Origin of the sequence: Mesorhizobium sp. C120A, assembly GCF_030323105.1 — a bacterium.
In the GTDB taxonomy this organism is placed as follows: Bacteria; Pseudomonadota; Alphaproteobacteria; order Rhizobiales; family Rhizobiaceae; genus Mesorhizobium.
Genome location: NZ_CP100476.1, coordinates 4,108,552 through 4,130,289 on the forward strand (window position 1 = coordinate 4,108,552; position 21,738 = coordinate 4,130,289).

Annotated in this window: 21 protein-coding genes; 6 read left to right on the top strand and 15 right to left on the bottom strand. The window is 63.1% G+C overall.

The genetic code is table 11. The features are described 5' to 3' along the window. Nucleotides 1-40 precede the first annotated feature (40 nt). Entirely contained in the window at nucleotides 41-985 is a 945-nt protein-coding gene (locus NL532_RS19995; protein WP_023829958.1) for a carbohydrate kinase family protein, read from the top strand. 70 nt (nucleotides 986-1,055) lie between these two features. Then, the gene (locus NL532_RS20000; protein WP_023829959.1) at nucleotides 1,056-1,973 is read left to right on the top strand and encodes a pseudouridine-5'-phosphate glycosidase; all 918 of its coding nucleotides are present in this window, start codon (nucleotides 1,056-1,058) and stop codon (nucleotides 1,971-1,973) included. A gap of 202 nt (nucleotides 1,974-2,175) precedes the next feature. On the opposite strand, the gene NL532_RS20005 is transcribed toward NL532_RS20000, so the two are convergent. Beyond that, entirely contained in the window at nucleotides 2,176-2,499 is a 324-nt protein-coding gene (locus NL532_RS20005; protein ID WP_023829960.1) for a TfoX/Sxy family protein, read from the bottom strand. An 84-nt stretch (nucleotides 2,500-2,583) separates the two neighbouring features. Here NL532_RS20005 and NL532_RS20010 point away from each other — a divergent pair, with 84 nt between their 5' ends. After that, a complete protein-coding gene (locus NL532_RS20010) occupies nucleotides 2,584-3,081 on the top strand; it encodes a GFA family protein (protein ID WP_023669121.1) in 498 nt (165 codons plus the stop codon). 144 nt (nucleotides 3,082-3,225) lie between these two features. On the opposite strand, the gene sufA is transcribed toward NL532_RS20010, so the two are convergent. From sufA to NL532_RS20055, 9 genes are all read right to left on the bottom strand, one after another. Further along, nucleotides 3,226-3,606, bottom strand: a complete 381-nt coding sequence (gene sufA / locus NL532_RS20015) for a Fe-S cluster assembly scaffold SufA (protein ID WP_013532156.1) — start codon at nucleotides 3,604-3,606, stop codon at nucleotides 3,226-3,228. 105 nt (nucleotides 3,607-3,711) lie between these two features. After that, the gene (locus tag NL532_RS20020; RefSeq protein WP_023709315.1) at nucleotides 3,712-4,098 is read right to left on the bottom strand and encodes an SUF system Fe-S cluster assembly protein; all 387 of its coding nucleotides are present in this window, start codon (nucleotides 4,096-4,098) and stop codon (nucleotides 3,712-3,714) included. Nucleotides 4,099-4,119: 21 nt separating this feature from the next. After that, entirely contained in the window at nucleotides 4,120-5,361 is a 1,242-nt protein-coding gene (locus tag NL532_RS20025) for a cysteine desulfurase (RefSeq protein ID WP_023734521.1), read from the bottom strand. 132 nt (nucleotides 5,362-5,493) lie between these two features. Further along, the gene (sufD, locus tag NL532_RS20030) at nucleotides 5,494-6,762 is read right to left on the bottom strand and encodes a Fe-S cluster assembly protein SufD (protein WP_023829962.1); all 1,269 of its coding nucleotides are present in this window, start codon (nucleotides 6,760-6,762) and stop codon (nucleotides 5,494-5,496) included. A 43-nt stretch (nucleotides 6,763-6,805) separates the two neighbouring features. Next, nucleotides 6,806-7,561: a Fe-S cluster assembly ATPase SufC gene (gene sufC / locus NL532_RS20035; protein ID WP_023748559.1), complete on the bottom strand. Its 756-nt coding sequence runs from the start codon at nucleotides 7,559-7,561 to the stop codon at nucleotides 6,806-6,808. After that, nucleotides 7,554-7,835, bottom strand: coding sequence for a hypothetical protein (locus NL532_RS20040; RefSeq protein ID WP_155923884.1), 282 nt, complete (start codon nucleotides 7,833-7,835; stop codon nucleotides 7,554-7,556). The genes sufC and NL532_RS20040 overlap by 8 nt, the downstream gene beginning before the upstream one ends. 10 nt (nucleotides 7,836-7,845) lie before the next feature. Next, entirely contained in the window at nucleotides 7,846-8,007 is a 162-nt protein-coding gene (locus tag NL532_RS20045) for a hypothetical protein (RefSeq protein ID WP_023829964.1), read from the bottom strand. A gap of 309 nt (nucleotides 8,008-8,316) precedes the next feature. After that, nucleotides 8,317-9,834, bottom strand: a complete 1,518-nt coding sequence (gene sufB / locus NL532_RS20050; RefSeq protein WP_023706434.1) for a Fe-S cluster assembly protein SufB — start codon at nucleotides 9,832-9,834, stop codon at nucleotides 8,317-8,319. Nucleotides 9,835-10,021: 187 nt separating this feature from the next. Further along, nucleotides 10,022-11,185, bottom strand: coding sequence for a cysteine desulfurase family protein (locus tag NL532_RS20055; protein WP_023829965.1), 1,164 nt, complete (start codon nucleotides 11,183-11,185; stop codon nucleotides 10,022-10,024). Nucleotides 11,186-11,440: 255 nt separating this feature from the next. Between NL532_RS20055 and NL532_RS20060 the strand changes: the two genes are divergently transcribed. Together NL532_RS20060 and NL532_RS20065 are read left to right on the top strand one after the other, a co-directional pair. Next, nucleotides 11,441-12,115 carry an alpha/beta hydrolase gene (locus tag NL532_RS20060; RefSeq protein ID WP_023669128.1) on the top strand — a complete coding sequence of 225 codons (675 nt, stop codon included), beginning with the start codon at nucleotides 11,441-11,443 and terminating at the stop codon, nucleotides 12,113-12,115. A gap of 213 nt (nucleotides 12,116-12,328) precedes the next feature. Then, on the top strand, nucleotides 12,329-12,976 hold the full coding sequence (locus NL532_RS20065; protein WP_023690215.1) for an FMN-binding negative transcriptional regulator: 648 nt from the start codon (nucleotides 12,329-12,331) through the stop codon (nucleotides 12,974-12,976). A gap of 30 nt (nucleotides 12,977-13,006) precedes the next feature. Here NL532_RS20065 and NL532_RS20070 read toward each other — a convergent pair whose 3' ends face one another. The 4 genes from NL532_RS20070 to NL532_RS20085 form a co-directional block, all read right to left on the bottom strand. After that, nucleotides 13,007-13,747 (bottom strand): phosphatase PAP2 family protein, encoded by a 741-nt coding sequence (locus tag NL532_RS20070; RefSeq protein ID WP_245270400.1) that lies wholly within the window; start codon nucleotides 13,745-13,747, stop codon nucleotides 13,007-13,009. A 195-nt stretch (nucleotides 13,748-13,942) separates the two neighbouring features. After that, nucleotides 13,943-15,586: an ArnT family glycosyltransferase gene (locus tag NL532_RS20075; protein ID WP_286487417.1), complete on the bottom strand. Its 1,644-nt coding sequence runs from the start codon at nucleotides 15,584-15,586 to the stop codon at nucleotides 13,943-13,945. Nucleotides 15,587-15,625: 39 nt separating this feature from the next. Beyond that, on the bottom strand, nucleotides 15,626-15,958 hold the full coding sequence (locus NL532_RS20080; RefSeq protein WP_023669132.1) for a lipid-A-disaccharide synthase N-terminal domain-containing protein: 333 nt from the start codon (nucleotides 15,956-15,958) through the stop codon (nucleotides 15,626-15,628). Continuing rightward, nucleotides 15,951-16,685: a glycosyltransferase family 2 protein gene (locus tag NL532_RS20085; RefSeq protein ID WP_023694104.1), complete on the bottom strand. Its 735-nt coding sequence runs from the start codon at nucleotides 16,683-16,685 to the stop codon at nucleotides 15,951-15,953. The genes NL532_RS20080 and NL532_RS20085 overlap by 8 nt, the downstream gene beginning before the upstream one ends. A 254-nt stretch (nucleotides 16,686-16,939) precedes the next feature. On the opposite strand from NL532_RS20085, the gene tyrS reads away from it, so the two are divergent. Beyond that, the gene (gene tyrS, locus NL532_RS20090) at nucleotides 16,940-18,193 is read left to right on the top strand and encodes a tyrosine--tRNA ligase (protein WP_023829968.1); all 1,254 of its coding nucleotides are present in this window, start codon (nucleotides 16,940-16,942) and stop codon (nucleotides 18,191-18,193) included. Between the two features lie 17 nt (nucleotides 18,194-18,210). On the opposite strand, the gene NL532_RS20095 is transcribed toward tyrS, so the two are convergent. Further along, nucleotides 18,211-21,597, bottom strand: coding sequence for a DUF3971 domain-containing protein (locus NL532_RS20095; protein ID WP_023829969.1), 3,387 nt, complete (start codon nucleotides 21,595-21,597; stop codon nucleotides 18,211-18,213). Nucleotides 21,598-21,738 lie beyond the last annotated feature (141 nt).

The following is a 21,738-nucleotide window of genomic DNA, read 5'->3' on the forward strand; positions in this document are numbered from 1 at the left end:
GCGCTTGTGCGGCTCGAATAACAAAGGTCATATCGCCGGCATGGTGAAATCAGCAAAGATACTGGCGGTGGGCGGCGCCCATATCGATCGCCGCGGCCAGGTGTCGGGCACGTACGTGCCCGCGGCGTCCAACCCCGGCACGATGCGCGAGGATGTCGGCGGCGGCGTCTTCAACGCGCTGCGCAGCCTGGTGCGGCGCGGCGTCTCGGCCTCGCTTTTGTCGGTGCGCGGCGGCGATGCCTCGGCCGAGACGGTTGCGCGCGCCATCGCCGACTCCGGCATTGCCGACCTGTCGGCGGTTTTCCTCGACCGCACGACGCCGAGCTACACCGCGCTGATCGACAGGGATGGCGAGCTGATCACCGGCTTTGCCGACATGGCGCTCTACGATTTGGCGTTCCCCAAGCAGATCCGCCGCTCCAAGGTGCGCGAGGTGGTCGCCGAGGCCGATGCGGTGCTCTGCGACGCCAATCTGCCATCAACGGCGCTGGAGCGGCTGGTGGGGGTCGCCGCCGGCAAGCCGGTGTTCGCCATTGCCATTTCGCCGGCCAAGGTGGTGCGGCTGATACCGGTGCTGAAGGAACTCGCGCAGGTCTTCATGAACCGGCGCGAGGCCATGGTGCTGGCCGGCGTCGATGCCAATGCCACCGAGCGCGAGACCGTCGACGGACTGCGCTGCAGCGGCCTCACCAGTGGCGTGGTGACGGCGGGCGACGGCCCGGTGTTGGGATTCGACCAAGCCGGCGCCTTCTCTATCCTGCCGCCGGCGCCGAGAAAAGTCGCCGACGTCACCGGCGCCGGCGACGCGCTGGCCGGCGCCACCATCGCTGCCCTGCTGCGCGGCCTGGCATTGCGCCAGGCCCTCCGCGAAGGCGTTGCCGCGGCGACGCTCGCCATCGAAAGTTCGGATGCCGTGCCGGCCTTCACCGCCGCGACCTTCACCGAGGCACTGGCTCTTGTGCCCGACGCGCAGGAAATGGCATGAGGGCGGCCAATTGCCATTGCCGGAGCGCGACGTCCAAGCGGACGCGCGGATCTCCGGATCGGAGACCATCATGACACCGCAAAGCGCCCGCCCCTTGATCGACATCCACGCGCCCGTGGCTGAGGCGCTCGCCGCTGGCCGCCCGGTCGTGGCGCTGGAAAGCACCATCATCACCCATGGCATGCCTTACCCCGACAATGGCGCCATGGCCGCCAATGTCGAAAAGATCATCCTGGACAATGGCGCGGTGCCGGCGACGATCGCCGTGGTCGCCGGCCGCATCAAGATCGGGCTTTCCGACGGCGAGCGCGAGTCGCTGGCCATGACCGGCGATGCCATGAAGCTGTCGCGCGCCGATCTCGGCTTTGCGGTGGCGCAAGGCCGCACCGGCGGCACCACGGTCGCCGCCACCATGATCGCCGCTGACATGGTCGGGATAAAGGTGTTCGCCACCGGCGGCATTGGCGGCGTCCACAAGGGCGCGGAAAAGAGCTTCGACATCTCGGCCGATCTCGACGAGTTGGCGCGCACGCCGGTCATCGTCGTCTCGGCCGGCGCCAAGGCGATTCTCGACATCGAAAAGACGCTGGAAGTGCTGGAGACGCGCGGCGTGCCGGTGATTGGCCATGGCTGCGAGACGATGCCGGCCTTCTGGTCGCGGCATTCGCCGTTCCGCGCGCCGCTGACCCTGCACAGACCGGAAGAGATCGCGCATTTCTACAAGACCAGGGCGGCACTTGGCCTGGTCGGCGGCATGCTGATCGCCAACCCGGTGCCGCAGGACGATGAAATCCCGGCCGACGAGATGGCCGGCTATATCGAGGCCGCGCAGAAGGCGGCGGAAGTGCAGAATGTGACCGGTAAGGCGGTGACGCCGTTCCTGCTGGGCAAAATCCTCGAACTGACCGGCGGCCGGAGCTTGAAGACCAACATCGCGCTGGTCGAGAACAATGCGCGGCTGGCGGCGAGGATTGCGACGGCGCTGTAGGATCGCCTACGTCGGCGGGACAGCACCCCCCTCTGGCCTGCCGGCCATCTCCCCCGCAAGGAGGGAGATTAACAGCTTAGCCGCAGGCTCCCATTTTCAACGTTGGTGATTAGCGAAGGCCAATGTGACAACTGATCTCCCCCTTGCGGGGGAGATGTCCGGCAGGACAGAGGGGGGTGGGAAGAAACGCGGCGGTCCCGGTTCACTTCCCCGCCCTTCGTCCCGCCTCATACGCCCGGCGCGCCCACACCCTCATCTCGTCAGGATCATCAAACGCGTCGTCGGGAATGCTCCAGTACGGCATCGCGACCAGCTTGCCGTGGCGGGTGCCGGTATAGGTCCATTGCATGCAGCCGGCGGCTTCGAAGTCGGGCGCGCTTTGCTCGTCAGCCTTGAGCAGCAATTCGCCGCGCAGCACGATGGCGACGATGACGCCGTCGAAATAGATACCCTTGCCGCCGAACAGTTTTCGGATACTGACCGGGCCGAGGCCTTCGAACAGTTCTTCGATGCGTTCATTGTCCATGCCGCAATCATGTCACCGGGCTTGCCATGGCTGCAATCAAAAACCATGCTGGCAAGTTGAGAGCCATCCGTCGGAGTCTTGTCCATGCCGCTGCTGCTCAAGGGATCCTGCCGCTGCGATGCCGTCCATTTCGAGGTGGAGAGCAACACGCCGGTGCCGTTCATGCTGTGCTACTGCTCGATCTGCCGCAAGCAGCAGGGCGGCGGCGGCTTCGCCATCAATCTCGGCGCCGATTACAAGACGCTGAAAATCAAGGGCAAGCGCAATCTCGGCGTCTACCAGGCCGAGATCGCGGACGACGAGCATCCAAAGTGTGAGATTTCGACGGGCGAGCGCAATTTCTGCAAGAAGTGCGGTTCGGCGCTCTGGCTCTACGATCCGACATGGCCGGACCTGGTCCACCCCTTCGCCTCGGCAATCGACAGCGAGTTGCCGAAGCCGCCGGAGAAGGTGCATCTGATGTTGAAATACAAGGCGAGTTGGGTCGAGCCGGTGATCGGCAAGAAGGACAATGCGTTCGACGTCTATCCCGAGGAATCGATCGCCGACTGGCACAAGCGGACGAAGATGTGGGTGAAGTGAGGACTCGGAGCGCGACTTCCGATGGTTAGCGCTGCCCCTCATCCGGCCCTTCGGGCCGTTCGTCATTCGAAAAGCCAAGCAATTGGCTTTTCGCCCGCTGCGCGGACCATTCCTCACCTCCCCGTGAACGGGGCGAAGGAAAGATCAGGCGGAAGCGCGCGCTTCAGCCAGCGCCTTCAGGTCGGCGGGCTTCAGTTCGACGGATTCGCCGCAGCCGCAGGCCGAACTCTGGTTCGGGTTGTGGAAGGTGAAGCCGGTGCGCAGCGTGGTCTGCTCGAAATCCATCTCGGTGCCGAACAGGAAAAGGGCAGCCTCGGGCGCGACATAGACATGCGCGCCGTCGCGTTCGATATGGTCGTCCTTGGTATTGGGCTCGGTCACCAGGTCGACCGTGTATTCCATGCCGGCGCAGCCGCCCTTCTTGATGCCGAGGCGAATGCCATGCGCATTGTCGCGCGTGGCGACGATCTCGCGCACCCGGTCGGCGGCCTTTTCGGTCATCGTGATGACGGCGAAGCGTCCCATTCTTTTTCCTCTTCCATTCCATGCAGGTTCAAGGCCTGCCGAATGATTCCTCACCTAAAATGGTGAAGTTTTACCACTGGTGCAAGTGCACCAACCTCAGTCAACCTAGTACCAGCCCACCGCCACCTGCGCCTCTTCCGACATGCGGTCGGGCGACCAGGGCGGGTCGAAGGTCATGTTGACCTCGACGCCGGAGACGCCTTCGACGGCGCCGACGGCGTTTTCCACCCAGCCGGGCATTTCGCCGGCCACCGGACAGCCGGGCGCGGTCAGCGTCATGTCGATCTTGACCGCGCGGTTGTCCTCGATGTCGATCTTGTAGATGAGGCCGAGCTCATAGATGTCGGCCGGTATTTCCGGGTCATAGACCGTCTTCAGCGCCGAGACGATGTCGTCGGTCAGCCGCGCCAGTTCGTCGGCGGGAATGGCCGAGGCGGAAACCAGCGGATTGATGGCTGCTTCCGGCGCGGTGGTGTGGCTCGCATCATCCATGGTCGTCATCCAAAGAACCTGTCACCCGAAGAACTTGCGCGCTTTTTCCAGCGCATCGGCCAAAGCGTCGACTTCGGCCCTGGTATTATACATGCCGAACGATGCCCTGCATGTGGAGGTTACGCCAAAGCGTTTCAACAGCGGCTGGGCGCAATGGGTGCCCGCGCGGACGGCAACACCTTGCCTGTCTATCACCATCGACACGTCATGGGCATGAATGCCCTGCAACTCAAAGGAAATGATGGCGCCCTTGTCCGGCGCGTCGCCGAAGATGCGCAGCGAGTTGATGGCGCGCAGCCGCTCGTGTGCGTAGGTCTTGAGGTCGGCCTCGTGCGCGGCGATGCGCTCGCGGCCGATCTTTTCCATGTATTCCAATGCTGCACCCAGCCCGATCGCCTGCACGATCGGCGGCGTGCCGGCCTCGAAGCGGTGCGGCGGCTCGTTGTAGGAGACGACGTCTTCCGTCACTTCCTCGATCATCTCGCCTCCGCCCATGAAGGGGCGCATGGCCGAGAGAATATCCTTCTTGCCGTAAAGCACGCCGATGCCGGACGGCCCGTAAACCTTGTGGCCGGTGAAGACGAAGAAGTCGCAATCCAGATCCTGCACGTCGATCGGCATGTGCACGGCGCTCTGGCTGCCGTCGACAAGTACGGGAATTCCACGCGAATGCGCGATGCGCACGATCTCCTTGATCGGGGTTACCGTGCCCAGCGCGTTCGACATATGCGTGATGGCGACGAGCTTGGTCTTGTCGGTCAGCCGCTTTTCGAATTCCTCGATGTGGAAGATGCCGAGATCGTCGACCGGCACCCAGACCAGCTTGGCGCCCTGCCGCTCCCGGATGAAATGCCACGGCACGATGTTGGAGTGGTGCTCCATGATCGACAGCACGATCTCGTCGCCCGCGCCGATATTGGGCATGCCATAGCCGTAAGCCACGGTGTTGATCGCCGCGGTCGTGTTCGAGGTGAAGACGATGTTGTCGGTGCTTGGCGCATTGAGGAAACGGCGCACCGTCTCGCGTGCCTTCTCATAAGCGTCGGTTGCGGCATTCGACAGGAAATGCAGGCCGCGATGCACGTTGGCGTATTCCTGGGAATAGGCGTGCTGGATCGTATCCAGCACCACCTGCGGCTTCTGCGCCGAGGCGCCATTGTCGAGATAGACCAGCGGTTTGCCGTAGACTTCGCGCGACAGGATCGGGAAGTCGCGGCGGATCGCCTCGACGTCGTATGGGGTTGTTTCGATCTTCTGGTCCATTACAAGCTCTCTTGAGGCACCGCCTCACTTCGTCACGCACCCCTCACCCGACCGAGCTTCGCTCGGCCACCGCCCGGGGCGTGTCACTTGCCTCGCCCGTCCTTCGGACCCACAAGGGGAGAAGGGGAGGCGCTACCCATGCGCCACGAACCAGTCGTCCAGCCTTGTTTCCAGGGCCTCGACGATGGTTTCGTCGTCCAGTTCCTCGATCACTTCGGCGACGAACGCCTTGACCAGCAGGCCACGGGCGCTCTTCTCGTCGATGCCGCGAGCCATCAGGTAGAACAGATGGTTGTGGTCGATCTCGGTAACGGTCGCGCCGTGGCCGCAGATGACGTCGTCGGCGAAGATTTCCAGCTCCGGCTTGGTCGAGAACTCGCCATCATCCGACAAAAGCAGCGTGTTGCAGGCCATCTTGGCGTTGGTCTTCTGCGCGTATTGGTGGACGTTGATGCGGCCCTGGAAGACGCCGCGCGCCTTGCCGGTCACGACATTGCGGATCACTTCCGTCGATGTCGTATGCGGCACGGCATGGTCGAGCACCATGGTCACGTCGGTGTGGGTGTCGCCGGCCAGAAGGTTGATGCCGCGCAATTTGAAGTCGGCGCCTTCGCCCGTGGTCTTCACCACGATCTCCTGGCGCACAAGCTTGCCGCCGGCATTCATGAAAAACAGCGTCAGCTTCGAATTCTTGCCGAGATGCGCCTTGAACTGCGCCAGATGGGTGGCCGTCTCCGGCTGTTCCTGGATGATCAGCCAGGTCACCTCGGCGCCTTCGTCGAGCACCAGCTGGCTGACGGAGCTGGCCAGAGCCGCGCCCTCGCCCGCCTGACGCTCGACGATCGCAGCCTTGGCGCCGGCGCCGACACGCACGGGAAAGCGCACATGGGTCTGTCCGCCGGCTTGCACGTTCTGCAATTCGACCGGCTTTTCCAGTGCTGCGCCATCGGCGATGTCGACGAAATAGCCGTCGGCGACGAAAGCAGTGTTCAGCGCGCCGATGGCGTCATCGCTGCCATAGGGCTCGAGGCCGGGTGCAATCGAGCCGTCGGTCAGCTTTTCCGACAGGCGCTGGATCGTCACGCCCTCGATCGCGGGGAATTTCGCACTCGAGACGCCGTTCAGAACCGCCAGCACGGCGGAACCTTCGACGATGGGCGTTAGCGTTTTGGCGGCGGCCGTCGGATCGAATGCCGGCACCGCGGTCAACAGCCGGCGCAGGTCAGTGTAATGCCAGGATTCGATGCGCCGCGTCGGCAGCCCGTGCTTGATCGCCTCGATGGCGTCGTCGCGCTTCAGCATCACCGCGCCGTCACCCGGCAGCAACGACAGACGCTCGCCGAAAGCGTCGATCAACGCCGTTTCGGCCTGCGTGCGCTGGGGTTGTGTATGCATATTCATCAGTTTTGCCCCGCCTTTCAGCATAAAATGGCCTTCTGGCGCCTCACGCGGCTTCGCCGATCACGCCGGCATAGCCATTGGCTTCGAGATCGAGCGCCAGCGACTTGTCGCCGGACTTGATCACCTGGCCCTTGTATAGGACGTGCACGCTATCGGGCACGATGTGCTCGAGCAGGCGCTGGTAGTGGGTGATGACGATGATGGCACGGTCGGGCGAACGCAGCGCGTTGACGCCGTCCGAGACGATCTTCAGCGCATCGATGTCGAGGCCGGAATCGGTCTCGTCGAGCACGCAGAGCTTTGGCTCCAGCAGCTTCATCTGCAGGATCTCGGCCCGCTTCTTCTCGCCGCCGGAAAAGCCGACATTGAGCGGCCGCTTGAGCATCGCCATGTCCATGTTGAGCGAGGCTGCCGCCTCCTTCACCCGCTTCAAAAATTCCGGAATTTTTAGCGGCTCCTCGCCGCGCGCCTTGCGCTGCTCGTTCATCGCCACCTTCAGGAACTCCATGGTCGCGACACCAGGTATCTCCATCGGATACTGGAAGGCGAGGAAGATGCCCGCGGTGGCGCGCTCGGCCGGATCCATTTCGAGGATCGACTGGCCGTTATAGAGGATGTCGCCTTCGGTGACCTCATAGTCCTCGCGACCGGCGAGAATATAGGACAGCGTCGATTTGCCCGAGCCGTTCGGGCCCATGATGGCGGCGACCTCGCCGTTTTTCACCGTCAGGTTCAGGCCGCGGATGATCTCGGTGCCGTCATCGACGATGCGGGCATGCAGGTTCTTGATCTCAAGCATTGTTCTTTTCTCTGAAATAATCGTCGTAGGTGACTGTGCAATCGGTGTGCCGGCGCTGCAGGGTTTTGAACCGCCAGAAGGACAGGCCGAACCCCACCGCGAAAACCGCAAGGCCGACCAGCGGATGGACGAACGCCGCCAAAACGGCGCCTACCAGGGCCGAGGCTACTGCGGCCGCGGCGTATTTCATTGTGGCGATGTTGCCCTCGCGACGAACCGCCCAGAGCCGCCGCCAGCGAACCGCAAACCAGATCTCGTCGCGAGGCAGCGTCATGGTCATCTCTTCAGCCATCAACCAAGTGGCGCAGAAACGGCAGTATAATTGCCGAGACCAGCCCGGTCACGGCGCCCGCCGCCATCCGGCGCGGCGTCGACTGGATAGAGGGCGCGACAGCGCAGAGCGCGCCGCACACCAAAGCGTAAAAAACGATCGGAACCGTATCCATCACTTCAACTTCCTTTCAAACGTTCAGTTGCAATCCTGTGCCTTGTGCACGGTCCTGAACGCTTGGCGGGTCGCTATCCTTCCAGTGTCCATCGCATTGCCTATCCGAGCGCCTACGCCCGGTTATTCTACATCTGCGTCACGGCTTGCCAAAATCCTCGCCAAAAGCCATCCGGCGAGTAGGCCGCGCCGAGCAGCACTATCCCTATCGCGCAAAACCAGAATGCAAGGCCCAGGCCCGCTTCCCAGTTATCCACTCGATCCCGCAGATAGACATGTTTTTCCACGGATTCGCGTTTGCGCGCCCTTGTCACCCCACGCTACCCTCAAGGCTGATGCCGATAAGCTTCTGCGCTTCGACCGCGAACTCCATCGGCAGCTGCTGGATGACATCCTTGACGAAGCCGTTGACGATCAGCGCGATCGCCTCTTCCTCGGGAATGCCGCGCTGCATGACGTAGAATTTCTGGTCCTCGGAAATCTTCGACGTCGTCGCCTCATGCTCGAACTGCGCCGTCGAATTCTTGGCTTCCATGTAGGGCACGGTGTGCGCGCCGCACTGGTCGCCGATCAGGAGACTATCGCAATTGGTGAAGTTGCGGGCGTTGGTCGCTTTGCGGTGCGCCGAGACCTGGCCGCGATAGGTGTTCTGCGAGAAGCCGGCGGCGATGCCCTTGGAGATGATGCGGCTCGACGTGTTCTTGCCGAGATGGATCATTTTGGTGCCGCTATCGACCTGCTGGTAGCCGTTCGACACGGCGATCGAATAGAACTCGCCGGAGGAATCGTCGCCGCGCAGGATGCAGCTGGGATATTTCCAGGTGATCGCCGAACCGGTCTCGACCTGCGTCCACGAGATCTTCGAACGGTGGCCGCGGCAGTCGCCGCGCTTGGTGACGAAATTGTAGATGCCGCCCTTGCCCTCGGCATCGCCGGGGTACCAGTTCTGCACCGTCGAATATTTGATCTCGGCATCGTCGAGCGCCACCAGTTCGACGACGGCGGCATGCAGCTGGTTCTCGTCGCGCTGCGGCGCCGTGCAGCCTTCGAGATAGGAGACGTAAGCCCCCTCCTCGGCGATGATCAGCGTGCGCTCGAACTGGCCGGTGTTCTTCTCGTTCATGCGGAAATAGGTCGACAGCTCCATCGGGCAGCGCACGCCCTTGGGCACGAAGACGAACGAGCCGTCGGTGAAGACAGCCGAATTCAGCGTGGCGTAGAAATTGTCGGATGTCGGCACGACCGAGCCGAGATATTTCTGCACCAGCTCCGGATGCTCGCGGATGGCCTCCGAGATCGAGCAGAAGATGACGCCGGCCTGCGCCAGTTCCTTCTTGAACGTGGTGACGACGGAAACGGAATCAAACACCGCGTCGACGGCGACACGGCCCGATTTGTAGACGTTGTCGCTGGGCTCCTCGAGATCGGAGACGTCGGTTTTCTGCACGCCGGCGAGGATTTCTTGTTCCCGCAGCGGAATGCCGAGCTTCTCGTAGACCTTCAACAGCTCGGGATCGACGTCGCTCAGCGAGGTCGGGCCGGGCGTGCTCTTGGGCGCCGCGTAGTAATAGAGGTCCTGAAAATCGATCTTCGGATAATGGACGCGCGCCCAGGTCGGCTCTTCCAGCGTCAGCCAGCGCCGATAGGCTTCCAGACGCCATTCCAGCATCCAGGACGGTTCATCCTTCTTGGCCGAGATGAAGCGAATAATGTCTTCGCTCAGGCCCTTGGGGGCCTTGTCCATCGCGATCTCTGTCTGGAATCCGTATTTGTACTGGTCGACGTCGATCTTTCGGACCCGATCGATCGTGTCCTGCACAGCAGGCATAAGCGTTCTCCATCCACGCCGGGGTCAAGGCCCGACAGTTTTCAAACTATGGCATCGCCGAGGGCTGCCCATGAGGCGCCGAAGGCGGCGTAAGTTTCATATAGTGCGTCTCGGCCGGGAATTCACCCGGCCACTTGCAAACGCACGGCTCTACCAGGCCGCGAGGCCTGAATTCTTTGTCGCCGCCTCAGGCGGCTTGTTCCCTGCCCGCCCGGCGCTGGGCAATACCGGCCAGCGCAGCACGGAACAGTTCGATATCCCCGGCACTCGTTGCGTGGCCGATGGACACGCGCAAAGCGCCCAGGCTGTCGCCGTAACCCATGGCTTTCAGCACATGGCTCGGCCCGACCTTGCCCGACGAACAGGCCGATCCCGCCGACAGCGCCACGCCAGCCAGATCGAACGCGATCTGCGCCGTCTCGGCCTTGATGCCGGGAATAGCGAAGAATGTCGTATTGGCAAGCCTTGGCGCGCCGGTTCCGAAGATTTCTGCGTCCGGCACCAGCGTTTTGAGTGTTTTCTCGACCTCGCCGCGGCGTTGCGCGATCGCTTCGACGTCTTTCAGTCCAGCCAAAGCCTGCCGCGCCGCGGCGCCAAAGCCGGCGATGGCCGCCAGGTTTTCGGTGCCGCCGCGATGGCCCTTTTCCTGGCCGCCGCCATTGATCAGCGGCTTCGGCATCATCAGATCGGCTGCCGCAACGACGGCGCCGACACCCTTGGGGCCGCCGATCTTGTGCGAAGACAGAATCAAATAGTCGGCGTAAGCCGCTGACATATCGATGGGACCACGGCCCGCAGCCTGCACCGCGTCGACCACCAGAATGCCGCCCGCCGCCTTGACGATTGCAGCGATTGCCTCGATCGGCTGGATGACGCCGGTCTCGTTGTTGGCGGCATGGATCGCGACCAACGGCAGGCCTTCGGCCTTGTCATGCGCGGCCAGAGCGGCTGTCAGCTGAGCGAGGTCGGCAATGCCATCGGCGTCGACGCCGATCCGCGAAACCTGTGTTGCCGGGAAGCGGCCGCCGTTCAACAGGCAAGGGTGGTCGGCCTCGCACACATAGAGCCGGCTCATGCGCACCGTGCCACGGCCCATCCGCCAATCCGGCGTCAGCAGCGTCGATGCGGCTTCCGTCGCGCCGGAGGTGAAGACGACATGCTCGGCCTTGGCGCCGACAAGTGCTGCCACATCGCGCCGGGCAGTGTCGATCAGGCGCCGCGCCGCGCGCCCCTCGGCATGCACCGACGACGGATTGGCGACGAGATCGAGCGCGGCAATCATCGCCTCGCGCGCCTCGGCAATGAGCGGCTGGCTGGCATTGTAGTCGAGATAGGCGCGTGCTGCGGCCATTTTCACCCAATCGATCCCGTCAAGACCCTTTCCGCAAGGATAGCGCGTTATTTCCTTGAAATTGCAAGGCAAGACGTCCTATTTACGCGGCTTGCGGCGAGGATGGCCGGGCCGTCACGGCTGGCTATCCAGTTTTGAACAATTCTAAACTAGCTTCTAAGAAGACGCTTGCCCTGCGTCAAGGCCCGGAAGGGCTGGGGCTGGAGTAAGAATTGTTCCGGGCGCCGCGCATTCGTATGCCATTTGGAGTATTTCATGCCTGAGGTCATTTTCACCGGTCCGGCCGGCCGCCTGGAGGGCCGCTACCAGCCTTCCAAGGAGAAGAGCGCGCCGATTGCCATCGTGTTGCATCCGCACCCGCAATTCGGCGGCACGATGAACAACAAGATCGTCTATGACCTCTTCTACATGTTCCAGAAGCGCGATTTCACCACGCTTCGCTTCAACTTCCGCGGCATCGGCCGCAGCCAGGGCGAATTCGACCACGGCACCGGCGAATTGTCGGATGCCGCCGCAGCGCTCGACTGGGTGCAGTCGCTGCATCCGGATTCCAAGAGCTGCTGGGTGGCCGGTTATTCCTTCGGCTCCTGGATCGGCATGCAGCTTCTGATGCGCCGGCCCGAGATCGAGGGCTTCATCTCGATCGCGCCGCAGCCCAACACCTATGATTTCTCGTTCCTGGCGCCCTGCCCGTCATCGGGTCTGATCATCCATGGCGATGCCGACAAGGTGGCGCCGCCCAAGGATGTGCAGGGCCTGGTCGACAAGCTGCACACGCAAAAGGGCATCACCATCACGCAGAAGACCTTGCCAGGCGCCAACCACTTCTTCGCCAACGACGCCGATCTGCTGCTCGAGGAATGCGCCGACTATCTCGACCGACGGCTGGCCGGCGAATTGTCCGATCCGCGGCCGAAGCGGCTGCGCTAAGAGCAATTCCAGGAAAAGTGTAAACGGGTTTTCCGTCCGGAATTGCGTCAAAACAAAAACTCCCGGTCCGATGCCGTGCACAGTCGTGCCCATGACGGGCGCGACAATGCCATTTCGGCTGATCCAAACGGTGAAGCCAGCCTGACATGTGGCGCGGCTCGGCTGAACGGTGCACAATGCCGGTTCAGCCAGCGCAAGAAGGCATGACCGATCATGTACCAGCCTCCCCATTTCCAGGAAACGCGGCCGGACGTCCTGCACGGGCTGATCCGGACGCATCCGCTGGGGTTGCTGATCTCCAACGGCACCGATGGCCCGGTCGCCAATGCCATTCCCTTCCTGCTTGATGCAGAGGTTGGGCCGAATGGCCGGCTGCGCGCCCATCTGGCCAGGGCCAACCCGCAATGGCGTCAGCTGGCCGACAATCCGACATCGCCGGTGCTGGTCGTCTTCCAGGGCGCCGACGCCTATGTGACGCCGTCCTGGTACGAGACCAAGCGCGAGACCGGCAAGGTCGTGCCGACCTGGAACTACGCCATTGTCCAGGTGCGAGGAACCGTCAGAGTGATCGAGGATTCCGCCTGGATCGCACAGCAGATCACCGAGCTGACGCTGTCGCAGGAAGGCGCCCGCGAGGCACCCTGGGCGGTGACCGATGCGCCGCCGACCTTCATCCAGTCGCAAATCAAGGGCATTGTCGGACTTGAGATCGAGATCGCCGAAATCAGCGGCAAGTGGAAAGTCAGCCAGAACCGGCCTGTCGCCGACCGCGTCGGTGTCGCCGAAGGGCTGGAGAAGGAAGCCGCCAGCGCGCCTGACATGGCTCGGCTGGTGCGGAGCTGGGGTGGCATCGACAGCTAGCTGGGGTGGTCTTAGATGGTTCCAAAGGCGTCAGCAATTCAGTTGCTTGCCGGCGCTGCTCCAATGCGGAAATTCGTCTTGTCTCGGCGCATCGTTTTGGTTTGGTTTGCGAGCCCGACGGAATAGGCGGAACGTAGTTTTTGCCACCGGCAACCCCGACGCCGTGTAGCGGAAGATACATCCCAGCCGGCCAAGCACCATCGCGCAGACGATGGCAACAGCACAGCCAAGGCCGAAGCCGGCGACAGTGTCGCTCGGATAGTGCGCGCCGATAAAGATCCGGGTCGATGCGACCGACAAGGTTGCAGCCAGCAGCACCCATCTGCGCTGGGGCAACAACAGCAGTGCAATGCCGAAAATGACGCCCATGGTCGTGGCATGGCCGGACGGGAAGCTGGCAAAGCGCGCCTCCAAGGAAAAAGGATGCAGCGACAGCTCGCCGAGCTTGTCGAAATTCATCGGCCTGGCTCTGCCCACGCCATATTTCAGCACGTTGACGACCATGGCCGAGAGTGCGATCGAACCCAGCACCATGAAAGCAAAGCAGGTCCAGTTGTAGAAGGTCATCCGCGCGCGCCGGGAAAGGCTGCGCCAATCCGCCAGATTCGCCGCAATCAGCACCAGTACCGACGGGACAAGATACCAGCCGCCGAGGCCGAAGAAGGTAAAAAACGCGGCGATGCGAAAGACATTGGTCGAGCCTGAAGCCCACTGCCTCGCCATGGTGCCCGCAAGATGGTCGAAACGGAGCGACACCGCGACCGTCAGCAAAAGCCAGGCCGCCACCCAGACCGACCACAGGATTTTCGGGTAGCGCGCCGGGCGCGTCGCCAGGCGATGCCGTACAATCCCGAAAGTATCGCGGAAATTATCGACAGACTGCCGGAGCATGGCAGGCATAGCGGCACGCGCCGGTGATGGCGACTTCGTCAACATGCGGAGCTCGAAGCGATCATCGAAGAGGTATCAGTTCGCCACACGGTACAGGCCGAGCGACAGTTTATCACCTGACGAATAGTTGATGCCGTCGATCTCGGCGACGCGGCTGGCCTTCTTGCCTTGCCCTGCCAGAAGGTCATCCAGCCGTTTTTGATCGCCGACCGGCGCCAGGCCCAGCGCGCAGGCCGGATCGCCAAGCAGATGTTGCGCAACCCCGTCGACATCGGTCAGTACCGTCTTTGTGCCCACCAGAAATACCAGGCTCGGTTCGTGATATTGCGCGGAGGCGAGCACGCTCATCTCACAGGGACGATCGGCGCGAACCGCAGCCTCGATTTCCCGGCTCATCCAAATCGGGTTCAGTGACGGCACGATGACACCGAACAGCAGGGCGTAGGTTATACCGGCGCAAACCGCAGCCCCGCCGATGCGGACCAGCGGCACCAGCGTCTGGCGCGAAACAGCGAGGTAGCCGGCGCCCAATGCTGCCGCGGCGGCCGGAACGCTCCACCATAAAAATGTCTTCATGAGATAGATCGGCGCACCGACGCAAAGCACGGCGAGACCGACTGTCACCAGAACGGTGCCGAATGCGGTCGCCCACCACAGCCATGTCTGCCAGCGCCTGAGCGGCGCATTTGCCTCTTGCGGTGTCAGCGTCAAAAGCCAGCCGATGAGCAGGGCCATGCCGGGATAGGCCGGCAGCACATAATGCGGCAGTTTCGTCGGGATCAATTCGAAGACGAGCCAGAACGGAACGTACCAGGCGAGGCAGAAACGCAGGCGCGGATCGTCGCGCAATCGGTTGAGCGCCTGCAGTCCGGCGCCGAGCGCCACAAGGCCGAACGGCCACATGAACAGGCAATAGGTCAGCACGTAGAAGCCCGGCGGAACGCCGTGCGACTCCTCGCCTTGCGCGACCTTGCCGAGCATATCCTTGCCGACGGCCTGCTGCAGGAAGGCGCCGTTGCTCTTCCAGGTGATGAGGGCGAGCCAAGGCAGCACGATGAGCAGAACCAGAGCCAGCCCTCGCGCCGCTTTCAGCTTTGTCAGCCAGCACCAATCGCGCTCGAAGGCAACCAGCGTGAGCACCGTCAGCGCCGACAGCAGCGGTGCAATCGGCCCCTTGATGAGGATCGCCGCCCCCTGCGCCGCCCAGAAAATCCACGGCAGATGGCCGGCGACCGGCTCGTCGCGGCGCGATGCCAGATAAATCTGCGCCAGCGCGCCTTGCGCCAGAACGCAGCAGGCAAGCAGCATCGCGTCGGTCTTGGCGTCGCGGCCTTCGAAGGCGGTGGCGAAAATCGCCGCCATGACCAGGCCGGCGGCAAGACCGGCATTGGCGCCGAACAGATTGGCCCCGGTCCAGGCGATTGCGACGACGGCGATGGCGATGCCCAGCGCCGAGATCAGCCGGTAGATCCAGATCGGCGCCTGTGCCCCCTCGCCGCTCAGCGTGACCGCCGCCGATTGCAGCCAGTAGATGCCGATCGGCTTTTGGTAGCGCGACGCGTCCTGGAAGCGGATGTCGACATAGTCGCCGGTCTCCGTCATCTGCTTGGTCGCCTGGACGAAGCGCGGCTCGTCGCGGTCGAGCGGCGGCAAAGAGGCCAGTCCCGACGCCGTCATCATCAGGCTGAACAGGAAGAGAAAGATGTAGTTCCTGCTCATTTCGACACCGGACAGACTGAATTTGGCGGGACTGGTGGCTCAGTCGACCTTGGTCATCGCCGCCTTGCGCTCATTGGCGATGAGCCATAAATTTCTGACATAGATCACCATGCCCATGGCCTGGCCGGCGATGAACACCGGATCCTCACGCTGGATGGCGTAGACGAGCAGCAGCCCGCCGCCGAACAGCGAGAAGAACCAGAAAGCGATCGGCACGACGCTGCGCTTGGCCTTTTCCGAAGCGATCCACTGCACCAGGAAGCGCATGGTGAAGAAGAACTGGGCAACGAAGCCGAGCAGAACCCAGGCGTCGAACTGCTTGACGAAAACCTGGTGCAGCCAGGTCGCCAATTCCTGAAACACGTTAGCCATGCGTGATTTCCTCTACCTTTGGCATTCTGCGGCGCCGGCGCCGAAGCCACCAGACGCCGGCGAGATCGAGCGCGCCCTGCAGGCCGCGATCGAAGATGCCGTAATTCGACTTGCCGTGGCGGCGGGAGCGGTCGACGACGTCGCAATGGACGACGCGGTAGCCTTCCTGGATGACAAGCGCCGGAACGAAACGATGCGTACCGTCGAAAAACGGCAGTTTGCGCAAGATATCGGTGTGGATCGCCTTTAAGCCGCAGCCAGTGTCGCGGGTGTCGTCATGCAGGATCGCGCCGCGCAGCCAGTTGGCGAAACGCGATGCCAATTGCTTGATCTTGCTGTCGCGGCGCTTCAACCGCTGCCCCTGCGCGGCGCCGAAATCGGGCCCTGCCCGACGCAGCGCATCGACCAGCACGGGGATATATTGCGGGTCGTTCTGGCCGTCGCCGTCGATGGTGGCGATTATCGAGCCGCGCGCCGCCCAGGCGCCCGAGCGCACCGAAAGCGACTGGCCGGCGGATTTTTCGTGCCGAAGCTGCCGAAGCGGAAACGGACGTGTGGCGGCTTCAGCGGCAAGCACCGAAGCGGTGTCGTCAGTCGAACCGTCATTGACGACGATGATTTCGAAGTCGCGCCCGGTCATCGCCGCCTCGATCTCGTCGATCAGCAGCGGCAGGTTCGCCGCCTCGTTGCGGCAGGGAATGACGATGGATATCAATGCGTCCGGCATATCGCGTCGGGCTCTGTCACAAGATATGGCATTCGGTGGATGCCGTGCGGTGCCGTTCCAGCGGATCGAACCCGTTGGCGCGGCGCCTCATTACGCCAGCCGACAGGATGAAGCAAGCATGCGCGGCAGTGCAGAATAGGCTGTCCATGCCGGCGCAAAATCGGAAACCACTTTTGCTTGACGCGCTTGGATGCTAAACGCCCGCGTTCAGGCCATGCCGGGCCGTTCGGACCCGGCGCTTTCAGGAAGAAACAATGCCCGCCTTCAAGTCCGATTTCCTGCGCGTTATGAGCGAGCGCGGCTTCATCCACCAGATTTCGGATGAGACCGGGCTGGATCAACTTTTCGCGAAGGAAACGGTGACTGCCTATGTCGGCTACGACGCCACTGCGACCAGCCTGCACATCGGCAATCTGATATCGGCGACCATGCTCTACTGGATGCAAGAGACCGGCCACCGGCCGATCGCGCTGATGGGCGGCGGCACCTCGATGATCGGCGACCCGTCCTTCCGTGACGACCAGCGCAGCCTTTTGACGCCCGAGGCGATCGCCACCAACATCGAAGGCATCAAGCGAATTTTTGGCCGCATCCTGCGCTTCGGCGACACTGGCAATGACGCCATCATGGTCAACAATGCCGACTGGCTGATGAAGCTCAACTATGTCGAGTTCCTGCGCGATGTCGGCCGCCACTTTTCGGTCAACCGGATGCTGACCTTCGACAGCGTCAGGCTGCGGCTCGAGCGCGAACAGTCGCTGTCCTTCCTCGAATTCAACTACATGATCCTGCAGGGCTATGATTTCGTCGAGCTCAGCCGCCGCCACGACTGCCGGCTGCAGATGGGCGGTTCGGACCAGTGGGGCAACATCATCAACGGCGTCGATCTCGGCCACCGCATGGGCACGCCGCAGCTTTATGCGCTGACCACGCCGCTGCTGACGACATCGTCGGGCGCCAAGATGGGCAAATCGGCCAAGGGGGCGGTGTGGCTGAACGGCGACCTCTTCTCGCCCTATGATTTCTGGCAGTACTGGCGCAACACCGAGGATGCCGACGTCGAGCGCTTCCTGAAGATCTTCACCCGGCTGCCGCTGTCGGAGATCACGCGGCTGGCCGCCCTTGGCGGCTCGGAGATCAACGAGGCCAAGAAGGTGCTGGCCACCGAAACCACGGCCATCGTGCACGGCCGCGAGGCGGCGCAACAAGCCGAGGAGACCGCGCGCAAGACCTTCGAGGAAGGCGTGACGGCCGAAACGCTGCCGACCGTGGAAGTGGACGGCGCCGCGCTGGAAGCCGGCATCGGCATCCTGTCGCTGCTGGTCAGCGGGGGCCTTGCCGGGTCCAACGGCGAGGCAAGGCGTCACATACAGGGTGGCGCCGTGCGCCTCAACGACCAGCCGGTGGCGGACGACCGGCGGATGGTGACGCCTCAGGATTTGAGTCCGGAAAACGTCGCAAAGCTTTCAGTGGGCAAGAAAAAGCACGTGCTTGTGCGGCCTGCCTGAGCCGTCTTCTGGGATCCTCAGCGATACTCGAAGATCGACCGGAAAATGCCCGGCGCGATTACCGATAGCGGGTTGATGTCCAGCACCGGCTTGTTGGCGTTGCCCTTAAGCCGGTAGGTGACGCCGATCAGCCCGCGGTCGCGGCCATTGCCGAGCAGCGCGCCGACCAGCGGCAGTTCGCCAAAGATGCGGTTGAGGCCATAGGCCGGCATGAAGGTGCCGGTCATGTCCATATTGTTGTTCTGGTCGTAGAGCGTGCCTTGGAAGGTGGTGCCGATGCGCGGGCCGCGCAGCACGCCGTTGGCCAGCTTCAGGTAACCGCTGCCCTTGTCGATCTCGGTAAAGCCGCGCTCGAACTTTACCCGCGAAGTGTCGATCTTGCCCTTGACCGCTTCGTTCAGGCTGCGGCTGTCGCCGGTTGGCGTGGTCGAGACGATCGAGGCGAGCTTCGGTTCATTGACGATGAAGAAGTTGCTCGAATCGACCTGTCCACGCATCGGGCCGTCGGCTGCGCCGCTGAGCGCCAGCGTGATCGATCCGCCTTCCATATGCTCGTAGATGTTGAGGAAGCGCAATATGGCGCCTGCGTCGGCCGACTTCATGGTGAGCGCGCGAGCACCATTGCCTGCCGTATTGCTGATGGTGATGGCGGCGCCGGAACTTGCCGCGGCGCTGACCTTGAGCCTGTTCACCCTGGCGCCGGCGGCACTGTAGTCGAGCTTCAAATTGGACAGGACCTCGTCATGGAACCCGGTTAGCGAATTGACGTCGGCGCTGACCGAAACCGCGTCCGTGCCGGTGGTTTTGGTGGCGGTATCGACATCGGAGGTGAACTGCTTGATCAGCGAGCGGGCATCGAGCGCGTTGCCGCTGACATCGACTGCGAAGCCCTTGCCCGACCGCTTCACCGTCACGGCGACATCGTCGCCCCGGTTCAAGGCGACTTTGCTGAAGCGGGCCGAAGACAGCGCGCCCTTGACCAGGACGACATCGCCTTCGACCGAAAAGCTCTTTCCGTCGAGGTCGAAGTCGGACAGCGTCGTGGTATCGCCGGACTTGCTCATGGTAAAAGTGGCATTGGCGGGAATGCCCGGCCCCTTGCTCCAGCCTGCCCAGGGAATGTCCAGCCTGGCGCTCGTCAGGTCGACGTCGACGTTCTGGCTGCCGCCTTCGCCGCTCTTGTCGATTGCCACCTTGATGGTGCCGGAAATCAGCGGCGACAGGCCAGGCATGGCGATGGCGCGCGTCTTGTCGTCGAGCACAAGCGCCACCTTGCGGCTGCGCGGCGGCCCGCCATCCCTGAGCGGCTCAACCAGATCGAGCTCGGCTGGAATGCCGTTCAGCCGCGCCTTGGCAGAGATCACCGCCTTGCCGGGCCCGACTTCGATCGAGCCGTCGGCATCGGTCACCATCTGGCCTTCGAACGGCTTGGCGAGCGACAGGTCCTTGTAGTCGAGCGATACCAGCCAATCGAGCTTCGACGTGTCGACGCCGGATTGCAACGGAATGTCGGCCTTGACGTGGCCGGTCACCGTGCCCGACAGGTCGTCCGGCAAGATGCCGACATGGCGCATGGCGTTGATCGGTTCGTAGGAGGCAAGTTCGGCGATGGCCGGCGCCTCGCCGGCGACGTCGATGTCGAGCGCGCCGATCACCGGCGGGTGGTTTGCCGCCTTTACCGACAGTGTGCCATTGCTTGCCGCCACGGTGCGGCCGCTCGGCATATAGACGCTGCCCGACGACAGCGCGACGTCGACATCGTTGCCGTGGAAGGAAACGACGCCGACGGCATCGCGTATCGGCGGGATGCGGCCGGCGGTGTCGAAACGCGAGCCCTCGACCTGGAAGCGGCCGAACACCTCGTCGGCCGAAAGCGGCACGCCGTTGCCGAGACGCCCCGGCACGACCTGGAACTGCAGGCTGGCATCGACGACGCGGCCGCCAAACAGGTTCTGCAGCACCCACAGCCGCGCGTTCTTGGCCGAGAACCAGGGCCACAATTGCTTGACGTGCGATACCGCCATGTCATGGACGTTGAGCGACACCGAGATACCCGGCGGTCCGTTGTCGATGAAGGAAACCGCAGCGGTTCCCAGCACTTCGCTCCCCGATCCCGACCTGATGCCGATCTGGTCGGCGACAAGCTTGCGGCTCTTGATCTGATAGACGCCGGCGATGCGGGCGAAGAAATTCAGCGCCGGCTCGGGCGATTCCGAAGGCGCCAGCGTCGAGCCGTCGCTGGTCAGGTCGTAACGATAGGAAGGCTCCTCGCCGGCCGCGCCGGTCGACGGCTTTGGCCCGATCGAGCCGGCGAAATTGAACGCCGAGCGCCCGGTCTTTAGAACCAGCCTGCCGACATCGATCTTGTTGGAGCCGGAGACAAGGGCGGCGTCGACATCGACATCGGCCGGCAACAGCCCGCGTGTGCCGAGGTCGAGCACCGAGCCGGTTAGCGACAGCGAGCCCGTCAGCCGCGAATCGGTCTCGCCCGAGCCTTCGGATCCCGTGAGCTTCAAAGCCATCCCGCCGGTTCGCCCGCCGGCCGCCGGCGTTGTCTCCGCGACATCCGCCATGTCGATGGCGGCGTTCAAGGCGGTAACGCGCATCGAGCTCGTATCGCGGGTGGCGGTGGCCGTGACGGTGAGCGCGCGGCCATCGACATCCGCCTCGGACGAGAACTCCATGCTGCCGGGGCCTGACTGCAGCACCGTGGCGTTGGCGATCGTGACCAGCTTGACCGATCCGGCCTCGGGCAGCTCGAACGCGACATTTTTGAGATCGATGCGGCGCATCGAATCCTCGCGCACGGCATCGAGTGCACGATTGACGTCACTGAAGACGACGGCGGCCAGTTTTTCCGGATCGATGAGACCGTCTTGATTGCGCAGGCGCGCTATCCAGTCACCACCCGACGGCATTGCCGCGGTGACGATATGGGCGTCGGAAATCCTGGCGCTGGTCAGCCGAACCTCGCCCGAAAGCAGCGGGACCAGCCGGATGCCGAAGCGGACGCGCCCGGCATCGGCCATCGGCTTGCCGTCGGCCGTCTCGACGCTGACATCCTTGACCTGCAGCGCAATGAAGCTCGATCCGTCAAGTGTCAGGCTGGCAGGACCGACGGCGACTTTGACGTCGAAACCGGCCAGTTTCTCGATCGCCGTTTCGGCTTCCAACCGCAGCCGTTCGTTGCCGATGCCGGTGGCGCCGATGACGTAGACGGCGGCCGCTGCCAGCAGCACAAGGGCTCCAATGCCGGCAAACAGCCGGGCAAGGATGCGAAAGCCGCGGCCGATCCGTGCCTTGCCGAGCGGCGGCACGCGGCAAGCGGACGGGAAAGCCCCCAGGTCGGTGATCTCGTCACGCCTGAACCGGATTTTCTCGTGCTGCGGTTCTTCCTGATCCACGCAATTTTCCGTTGTGCGAATTCGATCGTGGACGAATCCCCGCCCGACACTATAACGACGCAGGCTAGAGCATGATGCCGAAAAGTGTGAGGCGGTTTTCTCGGACAAACGGTTTCCGTTTGTCCAGGCATCATGCTCTAT

Excerpts from the sequence above, each read along its gene's own strand:
- sufD (WP_023829962.1), bottom strand. The coding sequence starts at position 6,762 with ATGAATATGCATACACAACCCCAGCGCACGCAGGCCGAAACGGCGTTG.
- NL532_RS20005 (WP_023829960.1), bottom strand. The coding sequence starts at position 2,499 with ATGGACAATGAACGCATCGAAGAACTGTTCGAAGGCCTCGGCCCGGTC.
- NL532_RS20055 (WP_023829965.1), bottom strand. The coding sequence starts at position 11,185 with ATGGCCGCAGCACGCGCCTATCTCGACTACAATGCCAGCCAGCCGCTC.
- NL532_RS20040 (WP_155923884.1), bottom strand. The coding sequence starts at position 7,835 with ATGACGCTGCCTCGCGACGAGATCTGGTTTGCGGTTCGCTGGCGGCGG.
- NL532_RS19995 (WP_023829958.1), top strand. The coding sequence starts at position 41 with ATGGTGAAATCAGCAAAGATACTGGCGGTGGGCGGCGCCCATATCGAT.
- NL532_RS20080 (WP_023669132.1), bottom strand. The coding sequence starts at position 15,958 with ATGGCTAACGTGTTTCAGGAATTGGCGACCTGGCTGCACCAGGTTTTC.
- sufB (WP_023706434.1), bottom strand. The coding sequence starts at position 9,834 with ATGCCTGCTGTGCAGGACACGATCGATCGGGTCCGAAAGATCGACGTC.
- NL532_RS20020 (WP_023709315.1), bottom strand. The coding sequence starts at position 4,098 with ATGGATGATGCGAGCCACACCACCGCGCCGGAAGCAGCCATCAATCCG.
- NL532_RS20000 (WP_023829959.1), top strand. The coding sequence starts at position 1,056 with ATGACACCGCAAAGCGCCCGCCCCTTGATCGACATCCACGCGCCCGTG.
- NL532_RS20065 (WP_023690215.1), top strand. The coding sequence starts at position 12,329 with ATGTACCAGCCTCCCCATTTCCAGGAAACGCGGCCGGACGTCCTGCAC.
- NL532_RS20085 (WP_023694104.1), bottom strand. The coding sequence starts at position 16,685 with ATGCCGGACGCATTGATATCCATCGTCATTCCCTGCCGCAACGAGGCG.
- NL532_RS20025 (WP_023734521.1), bottom strand. The coding sequence starts at position 5,361 with ATGGACCAGAAGATCGAAACAACCCCATACGACGTCGAGGCGATCCGC.
- sufA (WP_013532156.1), bottom strand. The coding sequence starts at position 3,606 with ATGGGACGCTTCGCCGTCATCACGATGACCGAAAAGGCCGCCGACCGG.
- tyrS (WP_023829968.1), top strand. The coding sequence starts at position 16,940 with ATGCCCGCCTTCAAGTCCGATTTCCTGCGCGTTATGAGCGAGCGCGGC.
- sufC (WP_023748559.1), bottom strand. The coding sequence starts at position 7,561 with ATGCTTGAGATCAAGAACCTGCATGCCCGCATCGTCGATGACGGCACC.
- NL532_RS20060 (WP_023669128.1), top strand. The coding sequence starts at position 11,441 with ATGCCTGAGGTCATTTTCACCGGTCCGGCCGGCCGCCTGGAGGGCCGC.
- NL532_RS20075 (WP_286487417.1), bottom strand. The coding sequence starts at position 15,586 with ATGAGCAGGAACTACATCTTTCTCTTCCTGTTCAGCCTGATGATGACG.
- NL532_RS20045 (WP_023829964.1), bottom strand. The coding sequence starts at position 8,007 with ATGGATACGGTTCCGATCGTTTTTTACGCTTTGGTGTGCGGCGCGCTC.
- NL532_RS20010 (WP_023669121.1), top strand. The coding sequence starts at position 2,584 with ATGCCGCTGCTGCTCAAGGGATCCTGCCGCTGCGATGCCGTCCATTTC.